This is a genomic window from Streptomyces sp. NBC_00873 (assembly GCF_045207415.1).
Taxonomy (GTDB): Bacteria; Actinomycetota; Actinomycetes; order Streptomycetales; family Streptomycetaceae; genus Streptomyces.
The window spans coordinates 1,198,381-1,221,864 of sequence record NZ_CP108803.1 but is presented as its reverse complement, the minus strand read 5'-3'; the positions used below and the strand labels follow the sequence as shown (position 1 = coordinate 1,221,864).

The window sequence follows — 23,484 nt, the reverse complement described above, 5'->3', positions numbered from 1 at the left end:
ATCGCGCCCCGGCGCGGGTAGGCATCCAGGGGCGTGGCGGTGGGCGAGCGGTCGGCCGGTGGGGCCGCTAGGCATGGTAGGCCGCGGAGATCTGACCGACCAGGACGGCGAACGGCATGTCGAGGGCGGCGTAGAGGGCGCCGGCGTCGGGGGAGGCATTGTCGGCCAGGGCCTCGACCATGAGGGTGGCGTTGTCGCTGACGATGACGCCCGCCTGCTGCATGCGCAGCAGTCCGGCCTCGCGCTTGGCCTGGCTGAAGGTGCCGGAGGCGTCCACAGCGACGAAAGCGTCGTAGCCTGCCGTGGACCGATCCAGCGACATGGGGTGCTGCCAGCATCACGACGCTGGCGGAAACCACCGTGGTCCGGCAGCGACGTGGGCCCTCAGTACACCTTCGTCCTGCAGCACAGGTGCCCGACACCCAACATGCTGGCGTTGGCGGTCCTGTGCGACGGGACGAGCTGTCGGGGACGGGGAAGGTCGAGCCGACGTTGCTCGACCGGGCGGTCGGAGGAGCCCCATGTGGTCATTCTGACTGCCCGGAGCTGCCCAACGCAGCACCCGGGCGCCTCGTCAGAAGAGCGCGAACGCTTACGCGTGGATTCGGCGGCCCCCAGGGCGGCTGTGTTCCTCCAGGTGTCCGAGAGCGGTGGCGGGCAGTTGCCGCTGCGCGGCCAGGAGGAGCACCGTGACTGCCGGCAGATCGATACCCATCAGGTCGGCAATGGCCTGCGGTGTCATCCGCATCCGCCACCGCAGGAGTGCGGCATCCGCGGCGTCATGAGGGAGGGCGCGGTACAACTGGACCACCGCGGGGTGCGGCTCGCCCGTCACAGGCTCTGGGCCGACGTGACCACCAGCGCGTTCGAGCGACTGTGAGCCCTGCCGAACCCTGGATGATCAGCGGAGAGACCGGCAAGGTTCGACGTGCGCCGCCCCGCTTGATGGGCGAGCCTTGACCCAAGGAGCCTTTCGCGTCTCGCCACGCCCGTGCCCGGGTAAGGAGGCACATGGTGTCCGACACTCTCGCCCGGCTGTCCGCGTCCGGGGTGTCGATCTGGTTGGACGACCTGGGCCGACAGCGACTGGTAGGCGGCAGCCTGGGCAGGCTCGTCGCGTACCGGAACGTCGTCGGCGTTACCACCCACCCGACGATCTTCGCAAGGGCCATGGAAACCAGCGACTGCTATGGCGACCAGATCGCCGACCTCTCGTTGCGCCAGGTCGGGGTGGAGGAGGTGCTGCGCGCGCTGACCACGTTCGATGTGCGCCGGTCCTGTGATGTGCTGCGACCGGTGTACGAGGCCAACGGAGGTGTGGACGGGCGGGTCTCGATCGGGGTCGACCCGCGGCTGGCACATGACACCGCGCGCACCATCGCCGAGGCCCGGGCGCTGTGGTGGCTGGTGGACCGGCCTAATCTGTTCGTCAAGACCCCCGCGGTCAAGCAGGGCCTGGAAGCGATAAGCGGATGTCTGGCCGAAGGCCTCAGCATCAACGTCACGCTGCTGTTCTCCCTGGACCGCTACGGCGCGGTGGCGGAGGCGTTCCTGACCGGGATGGAACGCGCACAGGACGCCGGGCGCGACCTGTCCAGGACCGCGTCGGTGGCGTCGTTCTTCGTCTCGCGGGTGGATACCGACATTGACCGGCGGCTTGACCGGTTGGGCGGCTTCCGGCCCGCCGCGCTGCACGGGTGTGCGGCCATCGCCAACGCCCGCATCGCGTACGAGCACTACGAACGCATGCTCGCCACCGGGCGGTGGAAGCAGCTGGAGCGGGCCGGCGCCAGGCCACAGCGGCTGCTGTGGGCGTCCACGGGCGTGAAGGACCCGGCATACGACGCCACGCGGTACGTCGTGGACCTGGTCGCCCCGGGCGTGGTCAGCACCATGCCGGAGGCGACACTGAACGCTGCCGTCGAGCACGGCGCGGTTCTGGTTGGCAGTATCCGCGACACCTATGGCGGAGCGCACAAAAGCTGGAGGAACTCGCCGCCCTCGGCGTCGATGACGCCGACGTCGTGCAGGTGCTGGAGGACGAGGGCATGGAGAAGTTCGACGCCAGCTGGAATGAGTTGGTTGAGAAACTCGCGGTCAGCCCGCACGAATCCGACAGCGGCCAGCCCCGCGGCACAGACCGCAGCAGGGAGAAGGTGTGATGGCGCAATCCACGTTCGTGATCGTCGGGGCGAGTCTGGCCGGAGCCAAGGCCGCTGAAGCGCTACGCGGGAACGGCTTTGACGGCCGGATCCTGCTCATCGGGGACGAGCCGGACCCACCGTATGAGCGTCCGCCGCTGTCCAAGGGTTACCTCATGGGCAAGCAGGACCGCGAAACGATCTTCGTCCATCCGTCGCAGTGGTATGCCGATCAGGGCATCGATCTGCGGCTGAACACCATCGTCACGGCCATCGACCGCGATCGGAAGGCGGTCACCGTCTCCGGTGGCAAGACGATCGGCTACGACAAACTGCTGCTGGTCACCGGCGCCTCCCCGCACCACCTGGCCGTACCGGGTGCGGACCTCGACAGCGTGCTTTACCTGCGCCGCGTCGGCGACTGCGAGCGCATCCAACGCACCTTCCGCTCCGCGTCCCGCATCGTCCTCGTCGGCGGGGGCTGGATCGGCCTGGAGGTGGCCGCCGCCGCACGGGAGGCAGGCGTCGAGGCCACCGTGCTGGTGGCAGGCGAACTGCCACTGCTGCGCGTCCTGGGCCCGCAGATCGCGCCCGTCTTCGCCGACCTCCACCGTGAGCACGGCGTAGACCTGCGGCTCGGTGCGCGGGTCACCGAGATCGTCGGCGAGAGCGAGAAGGTCGCGGGCGTTCGGTTGGCCGACGGCACCCGCATTGACGCGGACACGGTCGTGGTGGGCATCGGCGCCGCTCCCAACACCCAACTGGCCGCCGAATCCAGTCTGCAGGTCAACAACGGCGTCGTGGTCGACGCCTCCCTGCGGACCTCCGACCCGGACATCTACGCGGCCGGCGATGTGGCCAACGCCCTTCACCCGATGTTGGGCAAGCACATCCGCGTGGAGCACTGGGCCAATGCCCTTCACCAGCCTGGGACGGCCGCGCGGTCGATGCTGGGCGAGCCCGCGTTCTACGACCGCGTCCCGTACTTCTTCACCGACCAGTACGACCTGGGCATGGAGTACGCGGGCTACGCCGAGCCCGGTAGTTACGAGGACGTGGTGGTGCGCGGCGATCTCGCAAGCCGGGAGTTCATCGCCTTCTGGTTGGCCGACGGTCGCGTCCTGGCCGGCATGAACGTCAACATCTGGGACGTCAACGACGCGATCCAGCGCCTGGTCCGCTCCGGCGAGAAGATCAACCGGGACAGGCTCGCCGACCCGGATTTGCCGCTGGAACAGCTGACTGCCGGGTGACGTACGGCCGCGGGCCGCTTCACGGGCTCGTCGGGCGCCCGCCCGCAGGGATGGGCAAGCCGGCGATGCCCCGGCGAGGCTGAGTCCCCTGTTTCATGCCCTCTCGCTCCGGCCGGTCGCGGTGCTTCAGCCAGCTCCGCATCGGTCAGGTCCGACGGATACCGGCGTTGCCGATACGGACGGTTGCCCGCGTTCCCATACACATGCGCGAGGCAATCACGCGACCGGGCAGCCGAGTTGGACTCCACCCGCAGCGGCACGGAGGACTGCGACACCAGGGCCTCCTGGAACCTCGAACGGCGCGGCATCGACGGCACCGCCCCCACCAGTCGCTCCACCAACGACCTCCCCAAGCCGCGGAGACCGGCCGGGGAGCCCCCGTAGCCCCGCTCGGCAACCGCGTCCTGCGCACCCAGCAGCCGGGAGGGCGGCACTCCGCGGCTTCCTCGGCGTCGCGGTCGATCGACGCGGTGGATTCGAGTTCGATCGCGTAGCTACGCGCTACTGGTTCGATCAGCGGCACCACCCGGTCCCGTACCCGATGTGAGCCGCCGAGTCCCTGGATCACATGACCGGGGGTGCGTCGGACCGACAGGCGATCGCGGCTCCGGCGCGCATGACGCCACCAGTGCGGGCGTCGGCTGACGGTGCAGCAGGTCTTCGGTCGGGTCGAAGTGCAGTGTTTGTCTGCCTTCGCCTGCGGTCCAGTACGGACACCGCAGAGACTCTCCTGTCTCCACGCGTACGGTACCCGCCACCGCAGTGAAACAACGAAAACTTCGCTGCGGGATTCGTTTCGCTGAATGGAATCTACTGACCCCCACCTAAAGTGACCCACCGGGTTACGCCCCTTCAAATCCCCCCGGGAGGGGGCATAACCCGGTCGCCTGGCTGCCTGAAACTGGCCGATCCCGGATTGGTCTTGGATCACACCCGCCCGTGCGGCGGGGAATGCGTAGAAGGAACGATGATCATGAATGCGAACTCCTCTGTGCTGGTCCGGCGGGCGCGCACGGGCCTGGCCGCTGTCGCCGTTGCCGGAGCACTGGGACTCCTCAGTGCGTGCGGCGGATCGTCACAGCCCAAACCAGCGGGCGCACTGAGTCCCGGCACTGGCCAGACCCTGCCTGGAACGCCCGGTGTCTCCGGAACGGGCGGTACGGTCACCCCACCACCAAGCACGCCGTCGACCTCACCTACCGCCAGCCAATCGTCCGCTCCGGCGGCCGCCAACGCGGTGACGATCAAGAACTTTGCGTTCTCCCCGGCCAAACTGACGGTCAAGACGGGCACGAAGGTGACCTGGACCAACACCGACCCCGACACTCACACCGTCACCAGCAAACAAGGATCGGGCGGGCCGCTGAAGTCGGCAGGCCTGGCCACCAACGCCACCTACAGCTACACCTTCACCAAACCCGGCACCTACGCCTACTACTGCTCCATCCACCCGTTCATGACCGCCACCGTGGAGGTGACCCCATGACCGAACCGACACACGACTCGAACGGCGACGGCGAGCACGGTATGACTCGCCGTCAGCTCATGCGGCACTCTGCCTGGTTCGGTGGCGCCGTAGTCCTGACAGTCACCGGGGGAGCAGTGATCAGCCATATCGCCGGTTCGCCGGACCCCACCCCGGCAGGCAGCGCAGACCTGCGATTCGTGCAGGTCTCCGACAGCCACATCGGCTTCCATGGCCCGCCCAACATGAATGTCGCCGGAACGCTCACCGCAGCGCTCAACCAGGTCAACTCACTCGGATTCCGCCCCGACTTCGTCATGCACAGCGGCGACCTGACACACCTTTCCACCCCCGCCCAATTCGACCAGGTAAAGCAGATGCTGTCGCAGCTGCGCACAGACCGGATCTTCACCGTGCCGGGCGAGCACGACTCGATCGGAGACAACGGACGCGCATACCGACAAACCTTCGCCAAAAACACCCTCGGCGACGGCTGGTACAGCTTCGACACCCATGGTGTGCACTTCATCGCGCTGGTCAACACTCTGCACCTTGAGCAACTCGGCCACCTGGGCAGCGATCAGATCGACTTCGTCCGCAAGGACATCGCCGGCCTGTCATCGGACACCCCAATCGTCGTCTTCAGTCACATCCCGTTGTTCGCGATGTATCCGAAGTGGGGCTGGGGCACCGACGATGCGGTGCAGGTGCTGTCGATGCTGCGCCGTTTCTCCTCAGTCACGTGCCTCAACGGGCACGTCCACCAGCTGTTCGCCAAGACCGAGGGCAACATCACCTTCCACTCGGCCGCCCCCACCTGCTACCCGTTTCCCAAACCCGGCCAGGGCCCGGGCCCCATTCCGCAGGTGCTGCCCGCCGGACGCCTCAAGGACGCACTTGGCATCCGCACCGTCAACTACCGGCAGGGCAGCCACGCACTGGCGGTCAAGGACGAGAAACTCACATGAAAACCTGGAGTCCGCCCGCCCTCGCATTGCGCTTGGTGCTCGCCGCCACGCTCGCGGCAAGCGGATACATCCACGCCCAGCTCTACATCGACGGATACCGCTTCATCCACGTCATCGGCCCGCTGTTCCTGCTGCAGGCCAGCGCCGCCTTCGCAGTTGCCGCACTTCTCCTGTTGGCGGCACCCCTGATACTCCGAATCGCCGCTGCCGCAATCGCCATTGGCGCGCTCGCCGGGTTCGCCACATCCCGCACCATCGGATTGTTCGGGTTCACCGAACGCGGCCTGCAGCCCGCCCCGCAGGCGCTGCTCAGCCTCATCGCCGAGACGCTCACCCTGCTGACTGTCGTGGCCTGGCAGGCGTTCGAGGTCCGGCGACACCGTCGCACCCGGCCGCACCATGACGAGACCAGCCGAGTGCGGCCCGACCTCCGCACCGCGGCACCGGACAGCTGAATCAGACACCGACGCGCCTCCCACGCAGCGGACACCACCCAGCGCGGCGGCCCACCCGCCGGCTGACAAGTGGCAGGCTGGCTATCGAAGAGGGAGCGTGGACAGGAAGCGTGCGCATCATGCGCTGGCCGCGTGTCCGCGCGAACGGCAAAAATTTTTTAGACAGCGCACCGGACTGAGTTACTGGGCTCGAATTTCTTGCACGGGCCACGGGATGCATGCATTTTTGGGCTGACGTGATTTTGTTACCCTGAGACGCGCCCTGACGGTTCGCGACGCCAGCACAATAGGTGGTCACGAGCAGGACCGATGCGCGATTCGACCGTGCGTGTCGGTCTAAAACCAGAGCGGTTATCGGGTTTTGTTTTCGAGCGACGGGCGGACACGTCGATTCCAGGGCACCCCTCGAGGCTTGAGTGCCGTCTGCCGCACTTCGCCACTCCACCTGTAGGAATATCCCGAACATTTCGATCAGAAACGGGGCCTGCGCATGGGATGGCTCGCCTTCGGTTACTTCATGTCGTAAGTTCCGTACGCCATGCTGGTGAAGGCACTGGCCGGCGGAGTGACTCCGCTGTCGGGGAAGCCGCAGCCTTGATAACTGCGCATCGCCGCGCGCGAGGGCCACCTCCGCTGCAGGTTCCAGCCCGCACAACGCGCTCCGATCGCCGTCGTGCACCTGCGAAGGGCCGCTCTTCGGCGATTCCCGCCCGCTCGCCCTCGTCGTCCCGGCCGATGCCGTAGGCGGTCCGAAGACCCGGGCACCTATGGCTCTACGAACACGGCCCCTCCTTCACCTGGGTCGGCATGTCGCTCTCATCGGCCGTCCGGCCGAACCGCTCTCCTTGATTCGCGTACCTGCTGGCGCGCCGACTGGACCCGGCAGGGACTCTTCGGACGTACTGGCGAGATCGACCCGAAACGCCTGGAGATCCTGTTGAGAAACCCTCGCCTCGCGACCGCCTCGGTCGCCGCTGACGCCATGCGCGCCACGGTGCACAACGGTTGCTCCGGCGGCGGAAGGACGACGAATGCCGTGAGCCCGCAGCCCGCACCGGCGGCGGTCGCATCCGCCCGCACCGATCCTCGCTTTGTCTCCGGGCCGTCGGCCCGAACCACCGGCACTCCCAGCGCCGCGCTCGGCACCACGTGGTGTGCCGTCCAGCTCCAGGGCGGCAAAATCGAGAGCGGGGGCGGCTGATCACGTGGACGGCGTCGCACACCCTGCCAACCACCGACGGCTCTACGGCGTCCTGTGGATGCTCCTGCCCGTGGCGGTCACGGTCGGCCTCTACTGGTATGGCCGGGTACACACCCCCGCCTACGAGAACAGCCTCTTCGGGCAGCGCGGCGACGACGCCAGACTACTCAAAGCCCAACTCGGCTCCGCACTGCTGGGCCTGGCGCTGATTCAGCTACTTCTCGCCCTCTGGATGTACGGCCGCCTGCCCGCACTGCGAACCGCACCGCACCGGGTCAACACGACGCACCGCCTCATCGGTCTGACCGCCTTCCTCCTCTCCCTCCCCATCGCTCGGCACTGCATCACCACCTACGGCGTCCAGCTGACCGACACCCGCCTGGCGCTGCACTCGCTCACCGGCTGCTTCCTCTACGGGGCCTTCGTCGCCAAGGTCATCGTGGTCCGCCACCGCCACTGGCCCAGCTGGGCACTCCCTCTGGCTGGAGGCACCCTCGTCACCGCGATCGCCCTGATCTGGTACGCCGCCGCCCTCTGGTACCTGAACGGCTTCCAGGCACCCGGCCTGTGAGCAGAGCGCGAGACGTCTCTCCCGACGGCCAACGGCGGCCCCGGCCGGACCGACAACATCGCGGTGAGCGACACGCTGCCCAGTGACACCCTGTACTTGGGCGGTGCCTCCCGGTTCGGGCGAGGTCAGGCAAGGCTGGGGACATGAAGTCAGCCCTGCCCGCCCCTCTCAAGGGGTCCAGAGCCACCTTGGCCTGCAGCAAGGCCAGCCGAGCGGTGTCATGCTGCCGATCCACTGGGGAACATTCCACCTCTGGTTGCATCCCTGGGCCGAGCCTGGCGAGTGGACGCTGGCCGCAGCCGGGTCGGTCGGACAAGCAGTCGCCGTCCCCGTTCCAGGCCAGCCCTTCGAGCCCGCTGGAGACCTCCCCACGCGCCCCTGGTGGCGGGATGTGTCCCTGCCGCTGAACCGCGAGCGGCCCGTTCCGGAGTTCACCCCGGAGGCGTCTCATGACGACCTCGACCTTGTGGGAGAGCGCTGACCGTGGATGAGCTGAAGCGCGTGACGGAAGTCCTTGCAACCATGTCGGAGGCCGAGCGGGAGCAGGCCCTGTTGTGAGGCAGAGCCCCAATCCTGCTCAGCGGCCGCCTTCGGATCACCGGAGGAGGGCCGCGGGCGCGGTGACTGGCGGTTCGGCCGTCATCGCGCCCGCGGTGGTGTCCTCGTTTCCAGTTCTCAGGCGATATGTCAGGCGCCCGGCACCGGGAACGGGTCGAGGTCCGGCTTGAGGACCTGGCCGGGCTTCGGCGTGACCTGGTCCACCAGGTAGGAGGTCACCAGCCCGTTGAGCGCCTTGCTCCGGCCGACCGCGCAGTGCTCGATCACGTCGACCGTGACCAGCACGGCGTTGCCGAGCTCCCGCTGCATGTTCTGGGAGAACTTGTACTGGGTGGCCGGGTCGAAGGTGTTGCCGATGACCATGACCGGGTTGGCGGTCTGCTTGTTCCACGGGCCGGGGTACTGCTCAGCGGCACGTGCGGGCGACGGCCAGGTCGCGCATGCGGGCGCGTCGTAGACCTGGTAGCGGCCGAAGGTGGGGGCGTCATGCTCCCAGGGGCGGGCCAGGTTCGCAAACACCTTGGGGTTCGTCGGGTACGGCTTGTCCTGGCAGTTGACGCCGTAGTAGGAGTCGTCGGCGGTGTACGGGGAGTCGGCGGGGGCCTCACGCAGCGCCGCCGGGACAACCTTGGTCAGCCGGTCCGCCTCGTCCGCGGATACCGTCCCTGCCCCCGCGCCGAAGCCCTGCTGCGGGTTGATCGCCTCGTGCAGGGCCTGCAACGAGCGGGCCAGCGGCGCCAGTCGGGTCTGCGCGTACAGGGCGTCGGCGACCTGGCTGGTGAAGCTGCTCAGGGTGACCTGTGAACCGCTCGGCAGGGTCACCGGGCTGGTGCGAAGGTGGTCGCGGATCGCGTCGAACTTGGCGCGGGTGTCGCCCTCGGCGAACGCACAGCGCGGCGCACCGGCGGCCTTGCACCGCTTGAGGAACTCGTCCAGGGCGAGTTCGAAGCCGCCTGCGGCGCGCTGCCGGTCGTACTCCAGGCCGCTGTGCAGGCGCAGCTGCGGGTCGACGTTACCGTCGATGATGAGGGCGCGCACCTTGTCCGGGTACATGTTGGCGTAGGTGGCGCCGATCAACGTGCCGTAGGAGAACCCGGCGAAGTTGAGCTGGGCGTCACCGACGGCCTGACGCATGCGGTCGAGGTCGCGCACCACATTGATGGTGGACATGTGCTGGATGAGCGCACCCGCGTTACGGGCGCACGCGTCGGTGTAGTCCTTGGTGGCCGCGAGCGTGCCGTCCACCTCGGCCGGCGTGACGGGCACACCGGTGATTCGACCGAAGACCGCGTCGGCCTCTTCGTTGGTCTTGAAGCACCGCAGCGGGTTGCTCCGGGCTACGCCGCGGGGATCGAAGCCGATCAGGTCGAAGTGCTCCAGTACGCGGGGCTCGAACCGGGTCGTGGTGGCCCACAGGTAACCACTGCCGCCCGGGCCGCCGGGGTTGAGGAACAGCGAACCGATGCGCTTGGCAGGGTCGCCGGCCCGCCGCCGCATCATGGCGATGCCGATCTTCTCGCCCGACGGGTTCGCATAGTCCAGTGGCACCGGGTACACGGCACAGTCGTAGATCTTGGGATCGGGCTTGGACGGGTCCGGGTTGCAGGGCGTCCAGACCACCGGGTCGACCTGCTGCCCGGTGGTGGCCGGGGCGGTCGCGGGGGTCGTTGTTCCGGCGGGCATCGCGGGTGCGGCCGACGCCGTGACGGCGCTGCCGGAAATGAGGGCGAATGCGCTGGTGAGTGCCGCCGCCAGAATTGATATGCGAGACAAGGAACCTCCTTCGATTTCTCAAACCCGGTCAGCATGGCAGTACTTGAGGGGGTGGTAAAGATCGTGTGCAAGGCGTCGGGCCGGGGGCCGTTGCGTATCGTGGCGCCCTGTCACCTGTGCCGGGTTCATGCGGTACGCGCCGTGCGGCGGGCTGACCGATGGCGGAGATGGAGCAGCGTCAACGCCTGGTGGTGGACGTCGGTTGGGGGCGGGACACGGGTCGCCGAACCGTGGGGCCCCTGGGAACTCCCGGGCTTGCGCACCATCCGCCTCGACCTGCCCACGCGGACCACCGAACTGGACCTGTCGTTCCGTCTCACTGAGCGCTACGAACCCGCCCGGCGGTCCGGCTGCCGGCCTACCGATACCAATGCGGCGTTATCGGTCTCTTGTGCGAGAGCTCATACCGGAGCGGGACGGAGGGCGGGCAAGTTTGACAACTGCCTGTCGCGGGACCTCGATTGGCGACTACTGTGTGTGGCCGGTGATCAACGCTGGGCTCATATCGTTCGAGCATGGCCGAGCGTTGACCCGAGCCTGACCGACCACCGTAGGTGCCACCGCATGAACGCCGATTCCTGGTGCCCCATGTACCGAGGACGCTGATGTCTCAACTTCGCGCACCTGAAGCGCGACCGGAACGCCGAGAGGGCGCGCGGCACGGCCGGCCGGGTGCCCGTGCCCACTCGGCCGCGGCCAGGCCGCGCGCCGCACAGCCGTCTCCTGACGCCCGCCTGCGCCCCCAGATCCTGCGTACCGCCCTGCTCCCGGCCATCGCCGTGGTGCTGAGCGGTGCCGCAGCCGTCATCTTCACCATCCGTTCCACAGGTGCCCGCCCGACCACCCAACTCTGGGCCGCGCTGGGCGGGTCCGGGGCGCTGGCCGTCGCCGCCGTGGTTGCCGCATTCCTCGGCGCCAACCGGGTCACGACCACCGTCCTCGGCCGCTGCCTGGCCCTGCGCCGTGCCAGTGCCCAGGGCCAGGCCGACCTGCAGCGGCTGGTGGAGAAGCTCCGCAATGGAGAACCGGCTCCCGCGCGGCGCCCCCCGCGGCCCGTCGCCCCCGGCAGCGACGCCTTCGACCTGCTCGCTCAGGAAATGGGCCGGTCGCACGAAGGGGCCATCGCCGCCGTCGTCCAGGCAGCACAGCTCAGCAGCAACTCCGGCGAGGAACAGCGGGTCGAGGTCTTCGTCAATCTCGCCCGCCGCCTCCAGTCCCTCGTCCACCGGGAGATCCAGCTGCTCGACGAGTTGGAGCACGAGGTCGAGGACCCCGATCTCCTCAAGGGCCTCTTCCAGGTCGATCACCTCGCCACCCGCATCCGCAGGCACGCCGAGAACCTCGCCGTCCTCGGCGGGGCCGTCTCTCGGCGCCAGTGGAGCAACCCGGTCACCATGACCGAGGTGCTGCGCTCCGCGATCGCCGAGGTCGAGCAGTATCCGCGGGTCAAACTGGTGCCGCCGATCGACGGCACCCTGCGCGGTCACGCCGTGGCCGATGTGATCCATCTGCTTGCCGAACTCGTCGAGAACGCCACCGTGTTCTCCGCCCCGCACACCCAGGTGCTGCTGCGAGCCCAGCACGTCACCGCCGGGCTGGCCCTGGAGGTCGAGGACCGGGGGCTCGGCATGCCGGGCAACGAGCAGAAGCGGATGAACGCCCTGCTCGCCGACCCCGACCAGATCAATGTCGCCCATCTGCTCCAGGACGGCCGGATCGGGCTCTTCGTCGTCGCATCGCTGGCCCGCAGGCATGGCATCGCGGTCCGGCTGCAGAGCAACATCTACGGCGGCACCCAGGCCGTACTGGTACTCCCGCAGTCCCTGCTCGGCGCCGACACCGAGGCACCCACCACGGCCGACGCCGTCCCGGTCCCGCCGCCCGGGCCCGTACACCGGCCGCCCGCCCAGGACGCCACCGCGCACCAGCGGAAACTGAGCCCGGCCCCGAACCGGCAGACCCAGGTGCCCAGTCAGCCGCTCCGCCTGCACCAAACGTCCCGGCAACCGCGAAGGCAGGGTGAGGGGCCACCGCTGCCGCTGCGCGTCGAGCGTGTCACCCGACCCAACCCCGCCGATGCCCGACCCGGCATCCAGCGCCCGGACGACGCGCTTCCGGCCCTCCAGCCGGAGCCCGGAACTGTGCGCGGCACCATGGGCCGGCCCCAACTCCCCAGGCGCGCCCATCAGGAACACCTGGTCCCGCAGCTGCGCGAAGCACCCGCCCCCCGTGCCGAGGACGAAGAACCTCCTTTGCACGACCCGGGGCTGATGGCGTCATTCCGGCGGGGCATCGAGCTCGCCGACGCCCGGAGCGAAGCGGACGCCGACACCGCACAGCCCCCGGTCGGCGCCCTCGACGCGGCCGGGCCGCCGGCCCGGCCGCCTCTCGAACCGCTGCCCGTCCGCGGAAGCACCGCGACCGCTTCCCCGCTCCCTCCCGAACCCGACCCCCTCGAAACGAATACCTTGAAGGAGTAGATGCACCATGACGACCGATATGCCGTCCGGTCAGGTCGCCGACCTCGACTGGCTGCTGAGCGGGCTGGTACAGCGTGTGCCGTACACGCGCAGCGCGGTCCTGCTCTCCGCCGACGGGCTGGTGAAGTCTCTCCACGGCATGGACGCGGACAGCGCCGACCACATGGCGGCGCTGGCCGCCGGTCTGTACTCCCTCGGACGCAGCGCCGGGGCGCGCTTCGGGGACAACGGGGCGGTTCGGCAGGTGGTGGTGGAGCTCGACTCGACGTTGCTCTTCGTCTCCACCGCCGGTTCCGGCACCTGTCTCGCTGTCCTCGCCGGACGCGAGGCAGATGCCGCGGTGCTCGGCTACGAGATGACGATGCTGGTCAAGAGCGTCCGGCCGTATCTGACGACCCCGGCCAGGCAAGCAGCCGGGGCACCGAGCACCACGGGGCTGTGATAGTGCCAGCCGCGCAGGACGGGCCGTTGCTCGACGACGCCGCGGGCCGGCTCATCCGTCCGTACACCGTGAGCAACGGCCGTACCCGTCCGACCGCCGTGCTCGATCTGCTCTCCCTGGTGAGGGCCACCGGCACCGATCCGCAGACGCATCTCGGCCCCGAGCACTCCGTGGCGCTCGGGCTGTGCGGCGGGCCCACTTCGGTGGCCGAGATCGCCGCACATCTGCGGCTGCCCGCAGTCGTCACCAAGGTGCTCGTCTCCGATCTGGTCGACTGCGGCGCAGTCACCGCGCATCCGCCCGCCTTCCATGACATGCCCACCGACCGATCTCTGCTGGAGGCAGTGCTCGATGGCTTACGACGACAGCTCTGACGGCTTCGGCACCTCAGGCGGAGGGGATGTTTCCGGGGGCCCCGAGTGCTTCCCCGTCGCGCTCAAGGTGTTGGTGGCGGGAGGCTTCGGCGTCGGCAAGACGACATTCGTGGGCGCCGTCAGTGAGATCGCGCCGCTGAGCACGGAGGAGCTGCTGACCCAGGTCAGTGTGGCGACCGACAGCCTGGAGGGTATCGAGTCGAAGACCGCCACGACGGTCGCCATGGACTTCGGCCGCATCACCCTCGACGAGCGGCACGTGCTCTATCTGTTCGGCACCCCGGGCCAGGAGCGCTTCTGGTTCATGTGGGACGAGCTCTCCCAGGGCGCGCTGGGAGCGGTCGTGCTCGCCGACACCCGGCGGCTCGAGGAGTGCTTCCCGGCGGTCGACTTCTTCGAGCGGCGAGGCATCGGATTCATCGTCGCGGTCAACGAGTTCGACGGCGCCTACCGCTACGGCCCCGGCGAGGTACGGGCCGCGCTCGACCTTCCGCCCGAGGTACCGGTCGTCCTCTGCGACGCCAGGATCGCGAACTCGGGCACCGGAGCGCTGATCACACTGGTCCAGCATCTGATCAACGCCACTCCCGACCCCGCCCCGCTCTCCACCTTCGGAGCCCATCCGTGAACGGACGCGCCAACGGCCGGCTGCTGCTGACCCCCGTCGACCGAGATGCCCCCGTCCGAGCCCAGCGGCTGCGGACGCTCGGACTCGGGGAACGGGCCGGCGGATCGTTCGACAGCTTCGACGCGTTCGCGGACAAGGTGGCCGAAATAACCGATGTTCCTTTCTCGATGGTCAACTTCATCGACGGGAACCGGCAGTTCTTCGCCGGACTGCACACGCCGACCGGTACGCACACCGGTTCCGACCTGGGCGCCATGGCCGCGGGCAGTGGCCGTGGCGGGCGGTACGTGGCCCTCGATCACGGCTACTGCCCGCACGTCGTTGCACGGCGGAAGGCGCTCGTCCTGGAGGACGTCTGCGACTACCCGAGATTCGCCGGCAATCCGGTCGTCGACGACATAGGCATCCGTTCCTATCTCGGGGCTCCGCTCATCGACCGTACGGGCATCGCGCTGGGGGCGGTCTGCGCCGTCGACACCGTGCCCCGCCCCTGGGGGCGGGCGGGTCTCGACACGATCAAGTCCCTGGCGCAGGAACTCATCGGCCACATCCACCGACGGGAGGACAAGGCCCTGGGGAGTATCGGAACGGAAAACAGCGGTAGCCGCTGATGCCACCGAAGCCGGAACTCCTGTCGATACGCCCCCCGAGGCCACTGACGACAACCGGTCCAGCCAAGCGGGAAACTGACGTGCGATCGGGCCTCAGGAGTGTCAACCTGTCCCGGGTGACCTCAACCGAGATGACCTCCATCCTGGCGGCCGCAGCTCGAAACAATGCCGACTGGTGTGCTTCGGTCTGCCGGTCCCACGGCATTCCGGGGACCTTCGGCAAGACGGCATGGAGATCGTGCGCTGAGCCGACGTCGGCCCTGGTGAGCGGCTGGCGGATATGAACTCTGGGACATGGTCTGACTATGCGACGATCCTGGCAGGAACCGAGAGACTTGGTGGGTACATGGGCAAGATGCACGCGGACGAAGCGGAGACCGACGTCGCCCTGGTCCGGCGGCTGCTGCGCGCTCAGTTCCCCCAGTGGGCGGACCTGCCGATCACCCGGCTCGCCTCCGGAGGCACGGTCAACGCGATCTACCGGCTCGGCGAGGACCTGACCGTCCGGCTGCCACTGCTCCCCGGCGGCGCCGAGGCCATCGCGCTGGAGGCACGGCTGCTCCCCAGGCTGGCGCCGCTGCTGCCGCGGCCGATCCCGGATGTGATGGCGACCGGCGCCCCGGGTGAGGGGTACCCCCTGGCCTGGGCGGTGCACCGGTGGATCGAGGGCCGCAACCCGGTCGAGGGTGACCTGGCCGAGCCCGAGCTCGTGGCCCGTGACCTTGCGGAGTTCGCGGTCGCCATCCGCAAGATCGATCTCCCCGACGGTCCGCCCGCGCACCGGGGCGAGCCGCTGATCGCCGAAGACCAGGAGATGCGGGCGGCGATCGAGGCGCTGCGCCACACCGACGAACCCTTCGACGCCGACGAGATCACCGTGGCCTGGGAGGAAGCGCTCGCGGCACCACTGTGGACGGGCCCGCCCTGCTGGACGCACTCCGACCTCATGCCGAGCAATCTGCTGCTCGCCGACGACCGCGTCTCGGCAGTCATCGACTTCGGCACCGTGGGCATGGGGGAACCGGCCACCGACCTCATCCCGGCCTGGAACCTGCTGCCCGCCTCGGCGCGGCGGGTGTACCGCGAGGCGGTGGATGTGGACGACGCGACCTGGGCCCGCAGCCGGGGCTGGGCGCTGTCCATGGCGGTCATCCAGCTGCCGTACTACCGGACGACCAATCCGATCATTTCAGCCAACGCCCGGCACGTCATCCGGGAGATACTCGGGACCTCCGCATAAGGGAGATCAGGGGAGTTCTTGGCGAACACCTCCCGCCGGCGCAGCATCAGGTGGACCTGTTCCAGCACGCAGAAGGCGTACGCCTTCCAGTCGACCGTGCCCGGCTCCAGGTACGGCGCGGAGAGCACCAGGCGCCGTCACGACCCGGTGAGCAGACCGGTGTCGATCTCGGCGGGGACCACCTCCTTCCAGCCCATCAGGTCCGGCAGTGACTTCAGGCCTTGAGGACCGGCGGGCCCTCCGGGGTGGCGCCGAAGTCGATCACCGTCACCAACTTTTTCAGGAACGGCCGTACGGTGCCGGAGCGGGTGACGAGCTGGGCCCGCCAAGCCTCCGGCCCCCGGCGCAGCCGGTCCAGCTCCGACACCCGTGCCCCGGGCGGCACTGCCGGCAGCGAGTCCAGCACCATCCGCTGATCGGTGCTCAGCAGCCCGCGGGGGGTTTACCACAGCTGGTCGTTCACGGCCTCCCGCTCCGTGCCCACCTGCCGGGCCGGCCTGGTCACGCCGGGCAGCAGCACCCGCCGCTCGCGCAGCTATCCGGCCGCCGTGTCGAACAGCGCCTTCGGCCGGTCTCCGGTCGGCCAGGCCCGCACGTCCGGCCGCTTGCCCAGCTTGTCCCGCACCTCGGTGAAGTCAAGCGCCGCAACGTGCTGACCACCTTCGACTGGTCGGCGGAGATCCTCCAGCAGTGGAACGAGGAAGTGCGTCCGCTGTTCCCCACCGCCGGCTCCGGGGCTCTGTGGCCGTCGGAACGTTCAGCCCGGGTCGGCTTCTCCCAGATGAACGCCCGTTTCCATGCCTACCGAGATGCCCTCGGCCTGGACGACGGGCTGGACTTCCACTCCTTCCGCAGGTCCTACGGCACGCACCTGACCGAGAGGCCGCCGCCGGTTGGAGGCAGTTCGGGTCCGGCTCACACAGGCCGATTCCGGCACGGCGATGGGTCTGTGTGAGCCTGCGTGAGCGCGGCGACCGTTTCACACGGGTCGTCGGCGTGAAACCGGAGCGTACGGGCGAAGTCCTGCGCGCCGAGCGGTCGCACGAATTCGGTCGACGACCCAGTCGTCGGCGCTGTCCAGCGCGCGCATCACCTCGATGGCCTCGGCGCCCCGCCCGTGCCGGGCCAGCAGCTCCGCGAGCAGGAACGGGGCGTGCCAACGGTCGCGCTCCGCGTGCTCCCGGTACGCCTCGACCGCGCCCGCCACGTCGCCGTGGGCCTCCAGCACCTCCGCCAGACGACGGACAGCTTCCGGCCGGTCCTCACCCGCCGCATAGGCGCGCAGCTCATCGATCCGCCCGTGCCGCACCAGCAGTTCGGCCAGCGGGTCACGGTTGTTAACCGGCGTGGAGCCGTACGTGCGCAGCACCTCGACCGCCTCATCCGTGCGGCCCTGCCCCTCGCGGACGGACGCCAGCAAGTTCACCGCGTTGAACGGCTCCGGGTACCGCCCGCCGCACTCCGGGCTGCCGCACCGCGCGCACGGGCACCCCGGCGCGATACGGGCCGCCAGCAGCGCCGCAACCTCCTCGCCCCGGCTCAGCCCGATACCCACCTCGACCAGAGCCTCGGCGAGGGACCAGTCCGCGACGTGCGGCAGAAGTAGCGCGTAAGTCTCCTCGCCCCGCCCGTGCCGGGCCAACAGCAGGGCCAGGTCGTGCAGCGCGAACCGCTCCCCGTCCCGTGCGAAGGGGCGGACGAGGGAGATGGCCTCCTCGCCCCGGCCCCCCGCGTCCAGCAGCCGGGCGGCCTCCGCGGCCGCGATCCACCAGCCCGTCCCGACGTACGGGGCGAGCACCCCGAGTGCCTCCTCCAGCTCGCCCCGGTCGGCCAGGAGGCGTGCCCAGGCGCGGGCGCAGAACCAGTCGCCTTCCTCCGCCAATGCCTGTGCGCGCACCACGTCGGCGTGCCCGAGGGCGAGGAGACGGTCGACGAGATCCGGCGGTATGCACTCGTCGTGCATGCGGGTCCGGCGGTCGAGTACGGCGGCGTCCATGGCCGCACCCTAACGGGCGGCTCGCGCATTGTATTTGTGCGCCCGTGCAGTACGCCTTCCCGCGCCCGACCGTCTGCTCGAACCGCTGCTGGACGAGGACATCTGCAGAGGGCGGTGAGTCAGAGTGTCTCTCGGGACGCACTCCGCAGATTCCACGGCACCGCACTCGTCCTGGGCGCGAACAAGTTCGCCCACCGCCACGGCCACGAGGGGGTGTACCGCGGTGCTGACCGCTGAGAAGCCGCCCGCCACGTCCGTACCCACCACGGCGCCGGCGAAGAAGACTTCAAGGTGACGAACAACCGGATCACCGACGTCATGGAGGTCGCCCAGCAGCAGCGGCGCGATCGACACCCAGGGCGCCCAGCCCAGCCCAGCCCAGCCCGGCACGGTCGTCTCCAGTGCAACGCGCGAGGGTTCAAGCCCGTCCGGCACGATCAGGCCCGTCCGGTGATGGAGGACACAGCGGCCCCCGGACGCCCCCGGTCACCGCATCCCACCCCCCGGCACTCCCGTACTGCCCCGTAACACCACCTCACCCTCCACCCGCAGCACCCGGGCCCGTCTCCCGGCCCCCACCTCCCGCAGCGCCAGGGCGATCGCGTTCTCGCCCATCGATGTCAGGGGCAGCGCCACCGTCGTGAGCGGCGGCGACAACTCCTGTACCAGCGGGATGTCGTCGAACCCGGCCAGCGACACATCCTCCGGCACCCGTGCCCCCGCCTCCCGCAGCGCCGCCAACGCCCCGACCGCCATCACATCGGTCACCGCGAAGACACACGTCGGCCGGGCGCGGGACGGCGCCCGCGCCGCGGCGAGCAGCAGCCGCCGCGCCGCCTCGTACCCGCCGTCACGGGTGAACGCCCCCTCCATCACCTGGTCGAGCCCGATGCCCGCCTCGGCGAGCCCCTCCCGGAACCCTGCCAACCGGTCGGAGACCGTCGTCAGCTCGGGCGGCCCGCTGAGAACCGCGAATCTCCGATGCCCCAGCCCCACCAGTGCACGGGCCAGTGCAGCCGCCCCCGCCCGGTTCTCCGGCTGAACGGTGTCCACCCGCAGACTGCGGTGCCGGCTGACGACCGCCACCCGCCCGCCGGCCCTGACATACGGCTCCAGCTCGGTATCCATGGCCCGTTCCCACGCGCGGTCCTGGAAGCCCGAGCCGATCAGCAGGATCGCCCGCGCGCGCTGAGCCCGCAGCATGGAGACGTAACTGATCTCCCGCGCCGGCTCCCGGAACGTGGAGGCCAGCATGACGAGCAGCCCCCGTTCCGCAGCCGCCCGCATCACACCGCTGGAGATCGCGGCGAAGTACGGGTCGCTGACGTCATGACAGATGACGCCCACCGTACGGTTGTTGGCCGCGCTGGCGAGTGCCTGTGCATGTGCGTTGGGGATGTAGCCGAGCCGTTCCGCCGCCGCGTGCACCCGCTGTCGCAGATCGTCGCGGACCGTGGCCGTACCGTTGAGCGCCCGCGAAGCGGTGGCCGGTGAGACGCCGGCCTCCCGTGCCACGGCGTCGAGCGTCACATGGGCCGTGGCCGCGACGGCGCGGCGCGCTCCCGGACGGTCCCGCGTCGCCCGTCCGCTGGTCACGCGATCACTCAACTCGACCCCCAAGGGCGCGGTGGCGGCAGGGTCCCGAAACTTCAGGACGACCTATTGACCGTGCGTGCAGGCAGTCATTAGCGTGGCGGCACCTTATCAGAAAGCGCTTTCTGAAAGCGCCTTCTCCGTCATCGCAGGATCGCACAGCTCTCCACAACTACCACCGAAGTGCATGGAGTTCACCGTGAGCCAGAGCGCGTTGACCAGAAATCCCGCCGAAGTGGCGGGTGTTGCCCGGCGGGCTGGGCCGTCCGCGGGGGAGCGACTGGCGCGGGCGGCCGAGCAGAGCTGGCGCCCGGTCGCCCTGCTGCTGGTCTGCTTCGTCGTCTGGTGGGTGATCTCAGCAGCCGAGCTGGTGGAGTCGTATCTCGTGCCGTCGCCCGGTGCGACGCTCGATGTCCTTACGGGGAAGACGAGTTATCTCTGGCAGCACAGCTGGGTGACCACGTACGAGACGCTGCTCGGCTTCGTGATCGCCGTGGCCGTCGGCGTGCTGGCGGCCGTGGTCATGGTGTACTCCTCGACCGTCGAGCGCACGCTCTACCCCATTCTGCTGTTCGCCCAGGTCGTACCGAAGATTGCGATCGCGCCGCTGTTCGTGGTCTGGCTCGGCTTCGGCATCGCGCCGAAGATCCTCATCGCCGTCCTGATCGCCTTCTTCCCGGTGGTGATCTCCATGGTGACGGGACTCAAAGCGGTCGACCCGGAGATGCTCCAGCTGTCGGCGACGATGGGTGCGAAGCCCTGGCAGACCTTCCTCAAGATCCGTTTCCCGGCGTCCCTTCCGCATCTCTTCTCCGGTCTCAAGGTCGCGGTCACCCTGGCCGTCACCGGAGCCGTTGTCGGCGAGTTCGTGGGCGCCAACGAGGGGCTGGGCTATGTGATCCTGCAGGCCAACGGCAACCTCGACACACCGATGCTGTTCGCCGGGCTGCTGGTGATGTCCCTGATCGGCGTCGTCCTCTTCGTTGCCGTCGAGATCGCCGAGCGGCTCCTGCTGCCCTGGCACGCCAGCCGCCGCGACGCGCCGGCCACCACCTCGTACTGAACGCCACTCCGTCCCGTACCGAGCGCCACCCATTGATTGCTGTCACGGACCCCGTTGCGAGAAGGGCCAGCCCATGCACGCGCGCAGACTCCTGATCGGTGTCGTACCTCTCGTCCTGCTGGCCACGGCCTGCGGCGGAAACGACGCGTCGACCTCCACCAGTGACTCGGGCAAGAAGCTGGACAAGGTCACGCTGACGCTCAACTGGTATCCGTACGGCGAACACGCGCCGTTCTACTACGGCAAGCAGCAGAAGATCTTCGAGAAGCACGGCATCGACCTGACGATCCAGGCGGGCCAGGGCTCGCAGAAGACGGTGCAGGCGACCGCCGCCGGGCAGACCGACTTCGGCTGGGCCGACACCCCGGCGCTGCTGGCCGCGGTCGACCAGGGGGTGCAGGTCAAGAGCCTCGGCGTCTTCCTGCAGACCACCCCCGCGTCCGTGCAGTCCTTCGACTCCAAGGGCATCGGGTCACCCGCCGATCTGAAGGGGAGGACGATCGCCGGGACGGCCGGTGACGCGCTCTCCAAGACGTTCCCGATCTTCCTGAAGAAGAACAACATCGACGCGTCGGAGGTGAAGGTCCAGAACACCGACCCGGCGGGCAAGATCGCCGCGGTGATCTCCGGGAAGACCGACGGACTGCTCGGCTACGCCAGCGACCAGGGCCCGACCATGCAGGAGAAGGCCAAGAAAACCGTCTCGTATCTGCGCTTCTCCGAGAACGGGCTGAACTTCTACTCCAACGGTCTGCTCGCCGGGCAGAAGCTTCTCGCCTCCAGGTCCGAGCTGGCAGGCCGCATGGTGCAGGCGGTCAGCGAGGCATGGGCCGCCGCGGCCAAGGCGCCCGAGCCTGCGGTCGCGGCCATGGACGGGGCGTCGGAGCAACTGCCGCCGAAGACCGTGCTCGCGGAGCAGTTCAGGACGACGCTCACCCTGCTGCACACCACGTCGACCGAGGGCAAGGCACCCGGGGTCAACGACGAGGCGGACTGGCAGCAGACCATTGATGTCTTCGCCGAGGCCGGAATGGTCAGCAAGCCCAAGTCCGTGGCGGAGTACTGGGACGCGAAGACGGCGCTGAAGGGATGACGATGCCGAAGCAGGACGCGAAGCCCCGGGACCCGCTCGGTGCGAGCGACCGTCGCGCCGTCACCCCGGCCGTCGGCGTGTCGGACGTCTCGGTCCGGTTCCGCGGCAAGAACCGCGATGTCACCGCCCTGCGCGAGGTCTCGCTCGACGTGGCGCCGGGCGAGTTCGTCGCCCTGGTCGGACCGTCCGGATGCGGCAAGTCGACGCTGCTGAAGCTGGTCGCCGGACTGCTGAAGCCGTCCTCGGGCGAGGTCCGGCTCGGCGGCGAACGGGTCAAGGGCCCACGGCACGACATCGGTTACGTCTTCCAGCGAGCCGCCCTCCTGGAGTGGCGTTCCGCGCGCCGCAACATCCTGCTGCAGGCGGAGATCCGGAAGATGCCCGCGGCCAGGGCGCGCGACCGGGCCGACGAGCTGATCCGGATGACCGGGCTCGGCGGCTTCGAGGACGCGTATCCGCACGAGTTGTCCGGCGGGATGCAGCAACGGGTGGCGCTGTGCCGCGCGTTGCTGCACGAACCGCCGGTGCTGCTCATGGACGAGCCGTTCGGCGCGCTCGACGCCCTCACGCGTGAGCAGATGAACATGGAACTGAACCGCATCTGGCGGGAGACAGGCACCACCGTGCTGCTGGTCACCCACTCGATCTCGGAGGCGGTCTATCTGGCCGACCGGGTGGTGGTGATGAGCCCACGGCCCGGCACCATCACCGAGATCATCGAGGTGGGGCTGGACGCGGAACGGGAGTACGGCGAGACGGTGGGCCGCCCGGAATTCCGGGACGCGGCGGCCCACATTCGCGATCTGCTCGGCGCGGCGTCCGCCCACGACTGATCGGGGCGGTCCGCCCCGCCACCACACGAGGGCGCCCGGGCCCGCACGGCAAGGCGCCCGGCGCGGTACCGCTGTTACGGCCCGATCCGGCCGCGGCCTGCGGCGTTCCGGGCCGCCTCTCAGTGTGGTGGTGAACTTCCCGTCGGACAGCTTGCGCAGCCAGCCCCGCTCGGCCGGCCGGTTCAGCTTCGAGCGCATCGCCTCAGAGCGGGCCGGTTCGGTGGCGATCCCCAGCTCGCGGCAGATCTGCTTGACCATGACCGGCCCGTCCGCCCGCCGCACCACATCCGTGATCCGCTGGTAGTCCTCGGGCAGTACCGTCTCGTCGGCGCGCCGCTCGTGCTGCGGCACCAGCAGCACCGCACGGCCCGCGACCTGCCCGGCGGCCCGGGACAGCGTTGCTTCCTGCTCCGTCTCGGCGTGCAACTGCTCGGCCGGCCGACGCGCGACCCGCTCGGCGACGGTGAGCTCCTCAAGCTCCTCCCGCACTGCCTGGAGCTGCTGGCTCAACTTCTCGACCTGCAACTCCAGTTCGGCCCTGCGGGCCGTGATCAGCTCACGAAGGTCCGGCTCCGCGTCCAAGGCCACCTGACACATCCCGCCCGGATCGTACGGACGGACACCGCGCACACGCCGGAGAATCCGTGGACCTGTGATCGCCGAGGATTCCAGGCGACCTTGAGCTCCGACAGCCGCTCGCGACCAGAACGAGCAGTCGATCAATGACGCACACCAGCACCGTGACC

24 protein-coding genes and 2 pseudogenes are annotated in these 23,484 nt (G+C 69.1%); 21 read left to right on the top strand and 5 right to left on the bottom strand.

What is annotated here, in order from left to right; translation table 11 throughout:
- Window positions 1-67: 67 nt before the first annotated feature.
- A complete protein-coding gene (locus OH809_RS05770; RefSeq protein WP_406423413.1) occupies window positions 68-322 on the bottom strand; it encodes a hypothetical protein in 255 nt (84 codons plus the stop codon).
- A gap of 315 nt (window positions 323-637) precedes the next feature.
- Between OH809_RS05770 and OH809_RS05765 the strand changes: the two genes are divergently transcribed.
- The 9 genes and pseudogenes from OH809_RS05765 (at window position 638) to OH809_RS05725 (ending at window position 8,054) form a co-directional block, all read left to right on the top strand.
- Window positions 638-880, top strand: coding sequence for a hypothetical protein (locus OH809_RS05765; RefSeq protein ID WP_406423414.1), 243 nt, complete (start codon window positions 638-640; stop codon window positions 878-880).
- A gap of 134 nt (window positions 881-1,014) precedes the next feature.
- A pseudogene (gene tal, locus OH809_RS05760) lies at window positions 1,015-2,162 on the top strand (transaldolase).
- Window positions 2,159-3,394, top strand: coding sequence for an NAD(P)/FAD-dependent oxidoreductase (locus OH809_RS05755; RefSeq protein WP_406423415.1), 1,236 nt, complete (start codon window positions 2,159-2,161; stop codon window positions 3,392-3,394). The pseudogene tal and the gene OH809_RS05755 overlap by 4 nt, the downstream one beginning before the upstream one ends.
- 237 nt (window positions 3,395-3,631) lie before the next feature.
- Window positions 3,632-3,778, top strand: coding sequence for a hypothetical protein (locus OH809_RS05750; protein WP_406423416.1), 147 nt, complete (start codon window positions 3,632-3,634; stop codon window positions 3,776-3,778).
- Window positions 3,779-4,361: 583 nt separating this feature from the next.
- The gene (locus OH809_RS05745; protein ID WP_406514904.1) at window positions 4,362-4,880 is read left to right on the top strand and encodes a cupredoxin family copper-binding protein; all 519 of its coding nucleotides are present in this window, start codon (window positions 4,362-4,364) and stop codon (window positions 4,878-4,880) included.
- Complete coding sequence (locus OH809_RS05740; protein WP_406514903.1) at window positions 4,877-5,827, top strand: metallophosphoesterase family protein; 951 nt, start codon at window positions 4,877-4,879, stop codon at window positions 5,825-5,827. The genes OH809_RS05745 and OH809_RS05740 overlap by 4 nt, the downstream gene beginning before the upstream one ends.
- Window positions 5,824-6,282: a hypothetical protein gene (locus tag OH809_RS05735; protein ID WP_406423419.1), complete on the top strand. Its 459-nt coding sequence runs from the start codon at window positions 5,824-5,826 to the stop codon at window positions 6,280-6,282. Before OH809_RS05740 ends, OH809_RS05735 begins: the two co-directional genes overlap by 4 nt.
- 937 nt (window positions 6,283-7,219) lie before the next feature.
- The gene (locus tag OH809_RS05730; RefSeq protein ID WP_406423420.1) at window positions 7,220-7,483 is read left to right on the top strand and encodes a hypothetical protein; all 264 of its coding nucleotides are present in this window, start codon (window positions 7,220-7,222) and stop codon (window positions 7,481-7,483) included.
- 4 nt (window positions 7,484-7,487) lie between these two features.
- On the top strand, window positions 7,488-8,054 hold the full coding sequence (locus OH809_RS05725) for a DUF6529 family protein (protein WP_406423421.1): 567 nt from the start codon (window positions 7,488-7,490) through the stop codon (window positions 8,052-8,054).
- A gap of 687 nt (window positions 8,055-8,741) precedes the next feature.
- Here the strand turns inward: OH809_RS05725 and OH809_RS05720 are convergent.
- A complete protein-coding gene (locus OH809_RS05720) occupies window positions 8,742-10,385 on the bottom strand; it encodes an alpha/beta hydrolase (protein WP_406423422.1) in 1,644 nt (547 codons plus the stop codon).
- Window positions 10,386-10,990: 605 nt separating this feature from the next.
- Between OH809_RS05720 and OH809_RS05715 the strand changes: the two genes are divergently transcribed.
- The 6 genes from OH809_RS05715 to OH809_RS05690 all read left to right on the top strand — a co-directional run bounded on the left by OH809_RS05715 (window position 10,991) and on the right by OH809_RS05690 (window position 16,160).
- The gene (locus OH809_RS05715) at window positions 10,991-12,865 is read left to right on the top strand and encodes an ATP-binding protein (protein WP_406423423.1); all 1,875 of its coding nucleotides are present in this window, start codon (window positions 10,991-10,993) and stop codon (window positions 12,863-12,865) included.
- Between the two features lie 7 nt (window positions 12,866-12,872).
- Complete coding sequence (locus OH809_RS05710) at window positions 12,873-13,307, top strand: roadblock/LC7 domain-containing protein (RefSeq protein ID WP_406423424.1); 435 nt, start codon at window positions 12,873-12,875, stop codon at window positions 13,305-13,307.
- 2 nt (window positions 13,308-13,309) lie between these two features.
- The gene (locus OH809_RS05705; RefSeq protein ID WP_358861917.1) at window positions 13,310-13,681 is read left to right on the top strand and encodes a DUF742 domain-containing protein; all 372 of its coding nucleotides are present in this window, start codon (window positions 13,310-13,312) and stop codon (window positions 13,679-13,681) included.
- Complete coding sequence (locus OH809_RS05700; protein WP_406423425.1) at window positions 13,659-14,309, top strand: GTP-binding protein; 651 nt, start codon at window positions 13,659-13,661, stop codon at window positions 14,307-14,309. Before OH809_RS05705 ends, OH809_RS05700 begins: the two co-directional genes overlap by 23 nt.
- A complete protein-coding gene (locus tag OH809_RS05695; RefSeq protein WP_406423426.1) occupies window positions 14,306-14,920 on the top strand; it encodes a GAF domain-containing protein in 615 nt (204 codons plus the stop codon). The genes OH809_RS05700 and OH809_RS05695 overlap by 4 nt, the downstream gene beginning before the upstream one ends.
- A 355-nt stretch (window positions 14,921-15,275) precedes the next feature.
- Window positions 15,276-16,160 (top strand): aminoglycoside phosphotransferase family protein, encoded by an 885-nt coding sequence (locus OH809_RS05690; protein WP_406425358.1) that lies wholly within the window; start codon window positions 15,276-15,278, stop codon window positions 16,158-16,160.
- Between the two features lie 11 nt (window positions 16,161-16,171).
- Here the strand turns inward: OH809_RS05690 and OH809_RS05685 are convergent.
- Window positions 16,172-16,797, bottom strand: a pseudogene (locus tag OH809_RS05685) (hypothetical protein); the annotation flags it as partial.
- A gap of 12 nt (window positions 16,798-16,809) precedes the next feature.
- Between OH809_RS05685 and OH809_RS05680 the strand changes: the two are divergent.
- Window positions 16,810-17,115, top strand: a complete 306-nt coding sequence (locus OH809_RS05680; RefSeq protein ID WP_406423427.1) for a hypothetical protein — start codon at window positions 16,810-16,812, stop codon at window positions 17,113-17,115.
- A 24-nt stretch (window positions 17,116-17,139) separates the two neighbouring features.
- On the opposite strand, the gene OH809_RS05675 is transcribed toward OH809_RS05680, so the two are convergent.
- Both OH809_RS05675 and OH809_RS05670 read right to left on the bottom strand, forming a co-directional pair.
- Window positions 17,140-18,156: a tetratricopeptide repeat protein gene (locus OH809_RS05675; RefSeq protein WP_406423428.1), complete on the bottom strand. Its 1,017-nt coding sequence runs from the start codon at window positions 18,154-18,156 to the stop codon at window positions 17,140-17,142.
- Between the two features lie 486 nt (window positions 18,157-18,642).
- Window positions 18,643-19,686: a LacI family DNA-binding transcriptional regulator gene (locus tag OH809_RS05670; RefSeq protein ID WP_406425360.1), complete on the bottom strand. Its 1,044-nt coding sequence runs from the start codon at window positions 19,684-19,686 to the stop codon at window positions 18,643-18,645.
- Between the two features lie 250 nt (window positions 19,687-19,936).
- On the opposite strand from OH809_RS05670, the gene OH809_RS05665 reads away from it, so the two are divergent.
- The 5 genes from OH809_RS05665 (at window position 19,937) to OH809_RS05645 (ending at window position 23,464) form a co-directional block, all read left to right on the top strand.
- Window positions 19,937-20,812: an ABC transporter permease gene (locus tag OH809_RS05665; protein WP_406423429.1), complete on the top strand. Its 876-nt coding sequence runs from the start codon at window positions 19,937-19,939 to the stop codon at window positions 20,810-20,812.
- A gap of 73 nt (window positions 20,813-20,885) precedes the next feature.
- Complete coding sequence (locus OH809_RS05660; protein WP_406423430.1) at window positions 20,886-21,905, top strand: ABC transporter substrate-binding protein; 1,020 nt, start codon at window positions 20,886-20,888, stop codon at window positions 21,903-21,905.
- On the top strand, window positions 21,902-22,738 hold the full coding sequence (locus tag OH809_RS05655) for an ABC transporter ATP-binding protein (protein WP_406423431.1): 837 nt from the start codon (window positions 21,902-21,904) through the stop codon (window positions 22,736-22,738). Before OH809_RS05660 ends, OH809_RS05655 begins: the two co-directional genes overlap by 4 nt.
- Window positions 22,739-22,868: 130 nt before the next feature.
- Window positions 22,869-23,042 (top strand): hypothetical protein, encoded by a 174-nt coding sequence (locus OH809_RS05650; RefSeq protein WP_406423432.1) that lies wholly within the window; start codon window positions 22,869-22,871, stop codon window positions 23,040-23,042.
- Between the two features lie 35 nt (window positions 23,043-23,077).
- The gene (locus tag OH809_RS05645; protein WP_406423433.1) at window positions 23,078-23,464 is read left to right on the top strand and encodes a hypothetical protein; all 387 of its coding nucleotides are present in this window, start codon (window positions 23,078-23,080) and stop codon (window positions 23,462-23,464) included.
- The last annotated feature ends 20 nt before the right edge of the window (window positions 23,465-23,484 follow it).

Bases quoted from the DNA above. Each gene is read 5' to 3' on its own strand.
- OH809_RS05770 (WP_406423413.1), bottom strand. From the start codon at position 322: ATGTCGCTGGATCGGTCCACGGCAGGCTACGACGCTTTCGTCGCTGTG.
- OH809_RS05745 (WP_406514904.1), top strand. From the start codon at position 4,362: ATGATCATGAATGCGAACTCCTCTGTGCTGGTCCGGCGGGCGCGCACG.
- OH809_RS05740 (WP_406514903.1), top strand. From the start codon at position 4,877: ATGACCGAACCGACACACGACTCGAACGGCGACGGCGAGCACGGTATG.
- OH809_RS05735 (WP_406423419.1), top strand. From the start codon at position 5,824: ATGAAAACCTGGAGTCCGCCCGCCCTCGCATTGCGCTTGGTGCTCGCC.
- OH809_RS05715 (WP_406423423.1), top strand. From the start codon at position 10,991: ATGTCTCAACTTCGCGCACCTGAAGCGCGACCGGAACGCCGAGAGGGC.
- OH809_RS05710 (WP_406423424.1), top strand. From the start codon at position 12,873: ATGACGACCGATATGCCGTCCGGTCAGGTCGCCGACCTCGACTGGCTG.
- OH809_RS05700 (WP_406423425.1), top strand. From the start codon at position 13,659: ATGGCTTACGACGACAGCTCTGACGGCTTCGGCACCTCAGGCGGAGGG.
- OH809_RS05690 (WP_406425358.1), top strand. From the start codon at position 15,276: ATGCACGCGGACGAAGCGGAGACCGACGTCGCCCTGGTCCGGCGGCTG.
- OH809_RS05675 (WP_406423428.1), bottom strand. From the start codon at position 18,156: ATGGACGCCGCCGTACTCGACCGCCGGACCCGCATGCACGACGAGTGC.
- OH809_RS05665 (WP_406423429.1), top strand. From the start codon at position 19,937: ATGGAGTTCACCGTGAGCCAGAGCGCGTTGACCAGAAATCCCGCCGAA.
- OH809_RS05660 (WP_406423430.1), top strand. From the start codon at position 20,886: ATGCACGCGCGCAGACTCCTGATCGGTGTCGTACCTCTCGTCCTGCTG.
- OH809_RS05655 (WP_406423431.1), top strand. From the start codon at position 21,902: ATGACGATGCCGAAGCAGGACGCGAAGCCCCGGGACCCGCTCGGTGCG.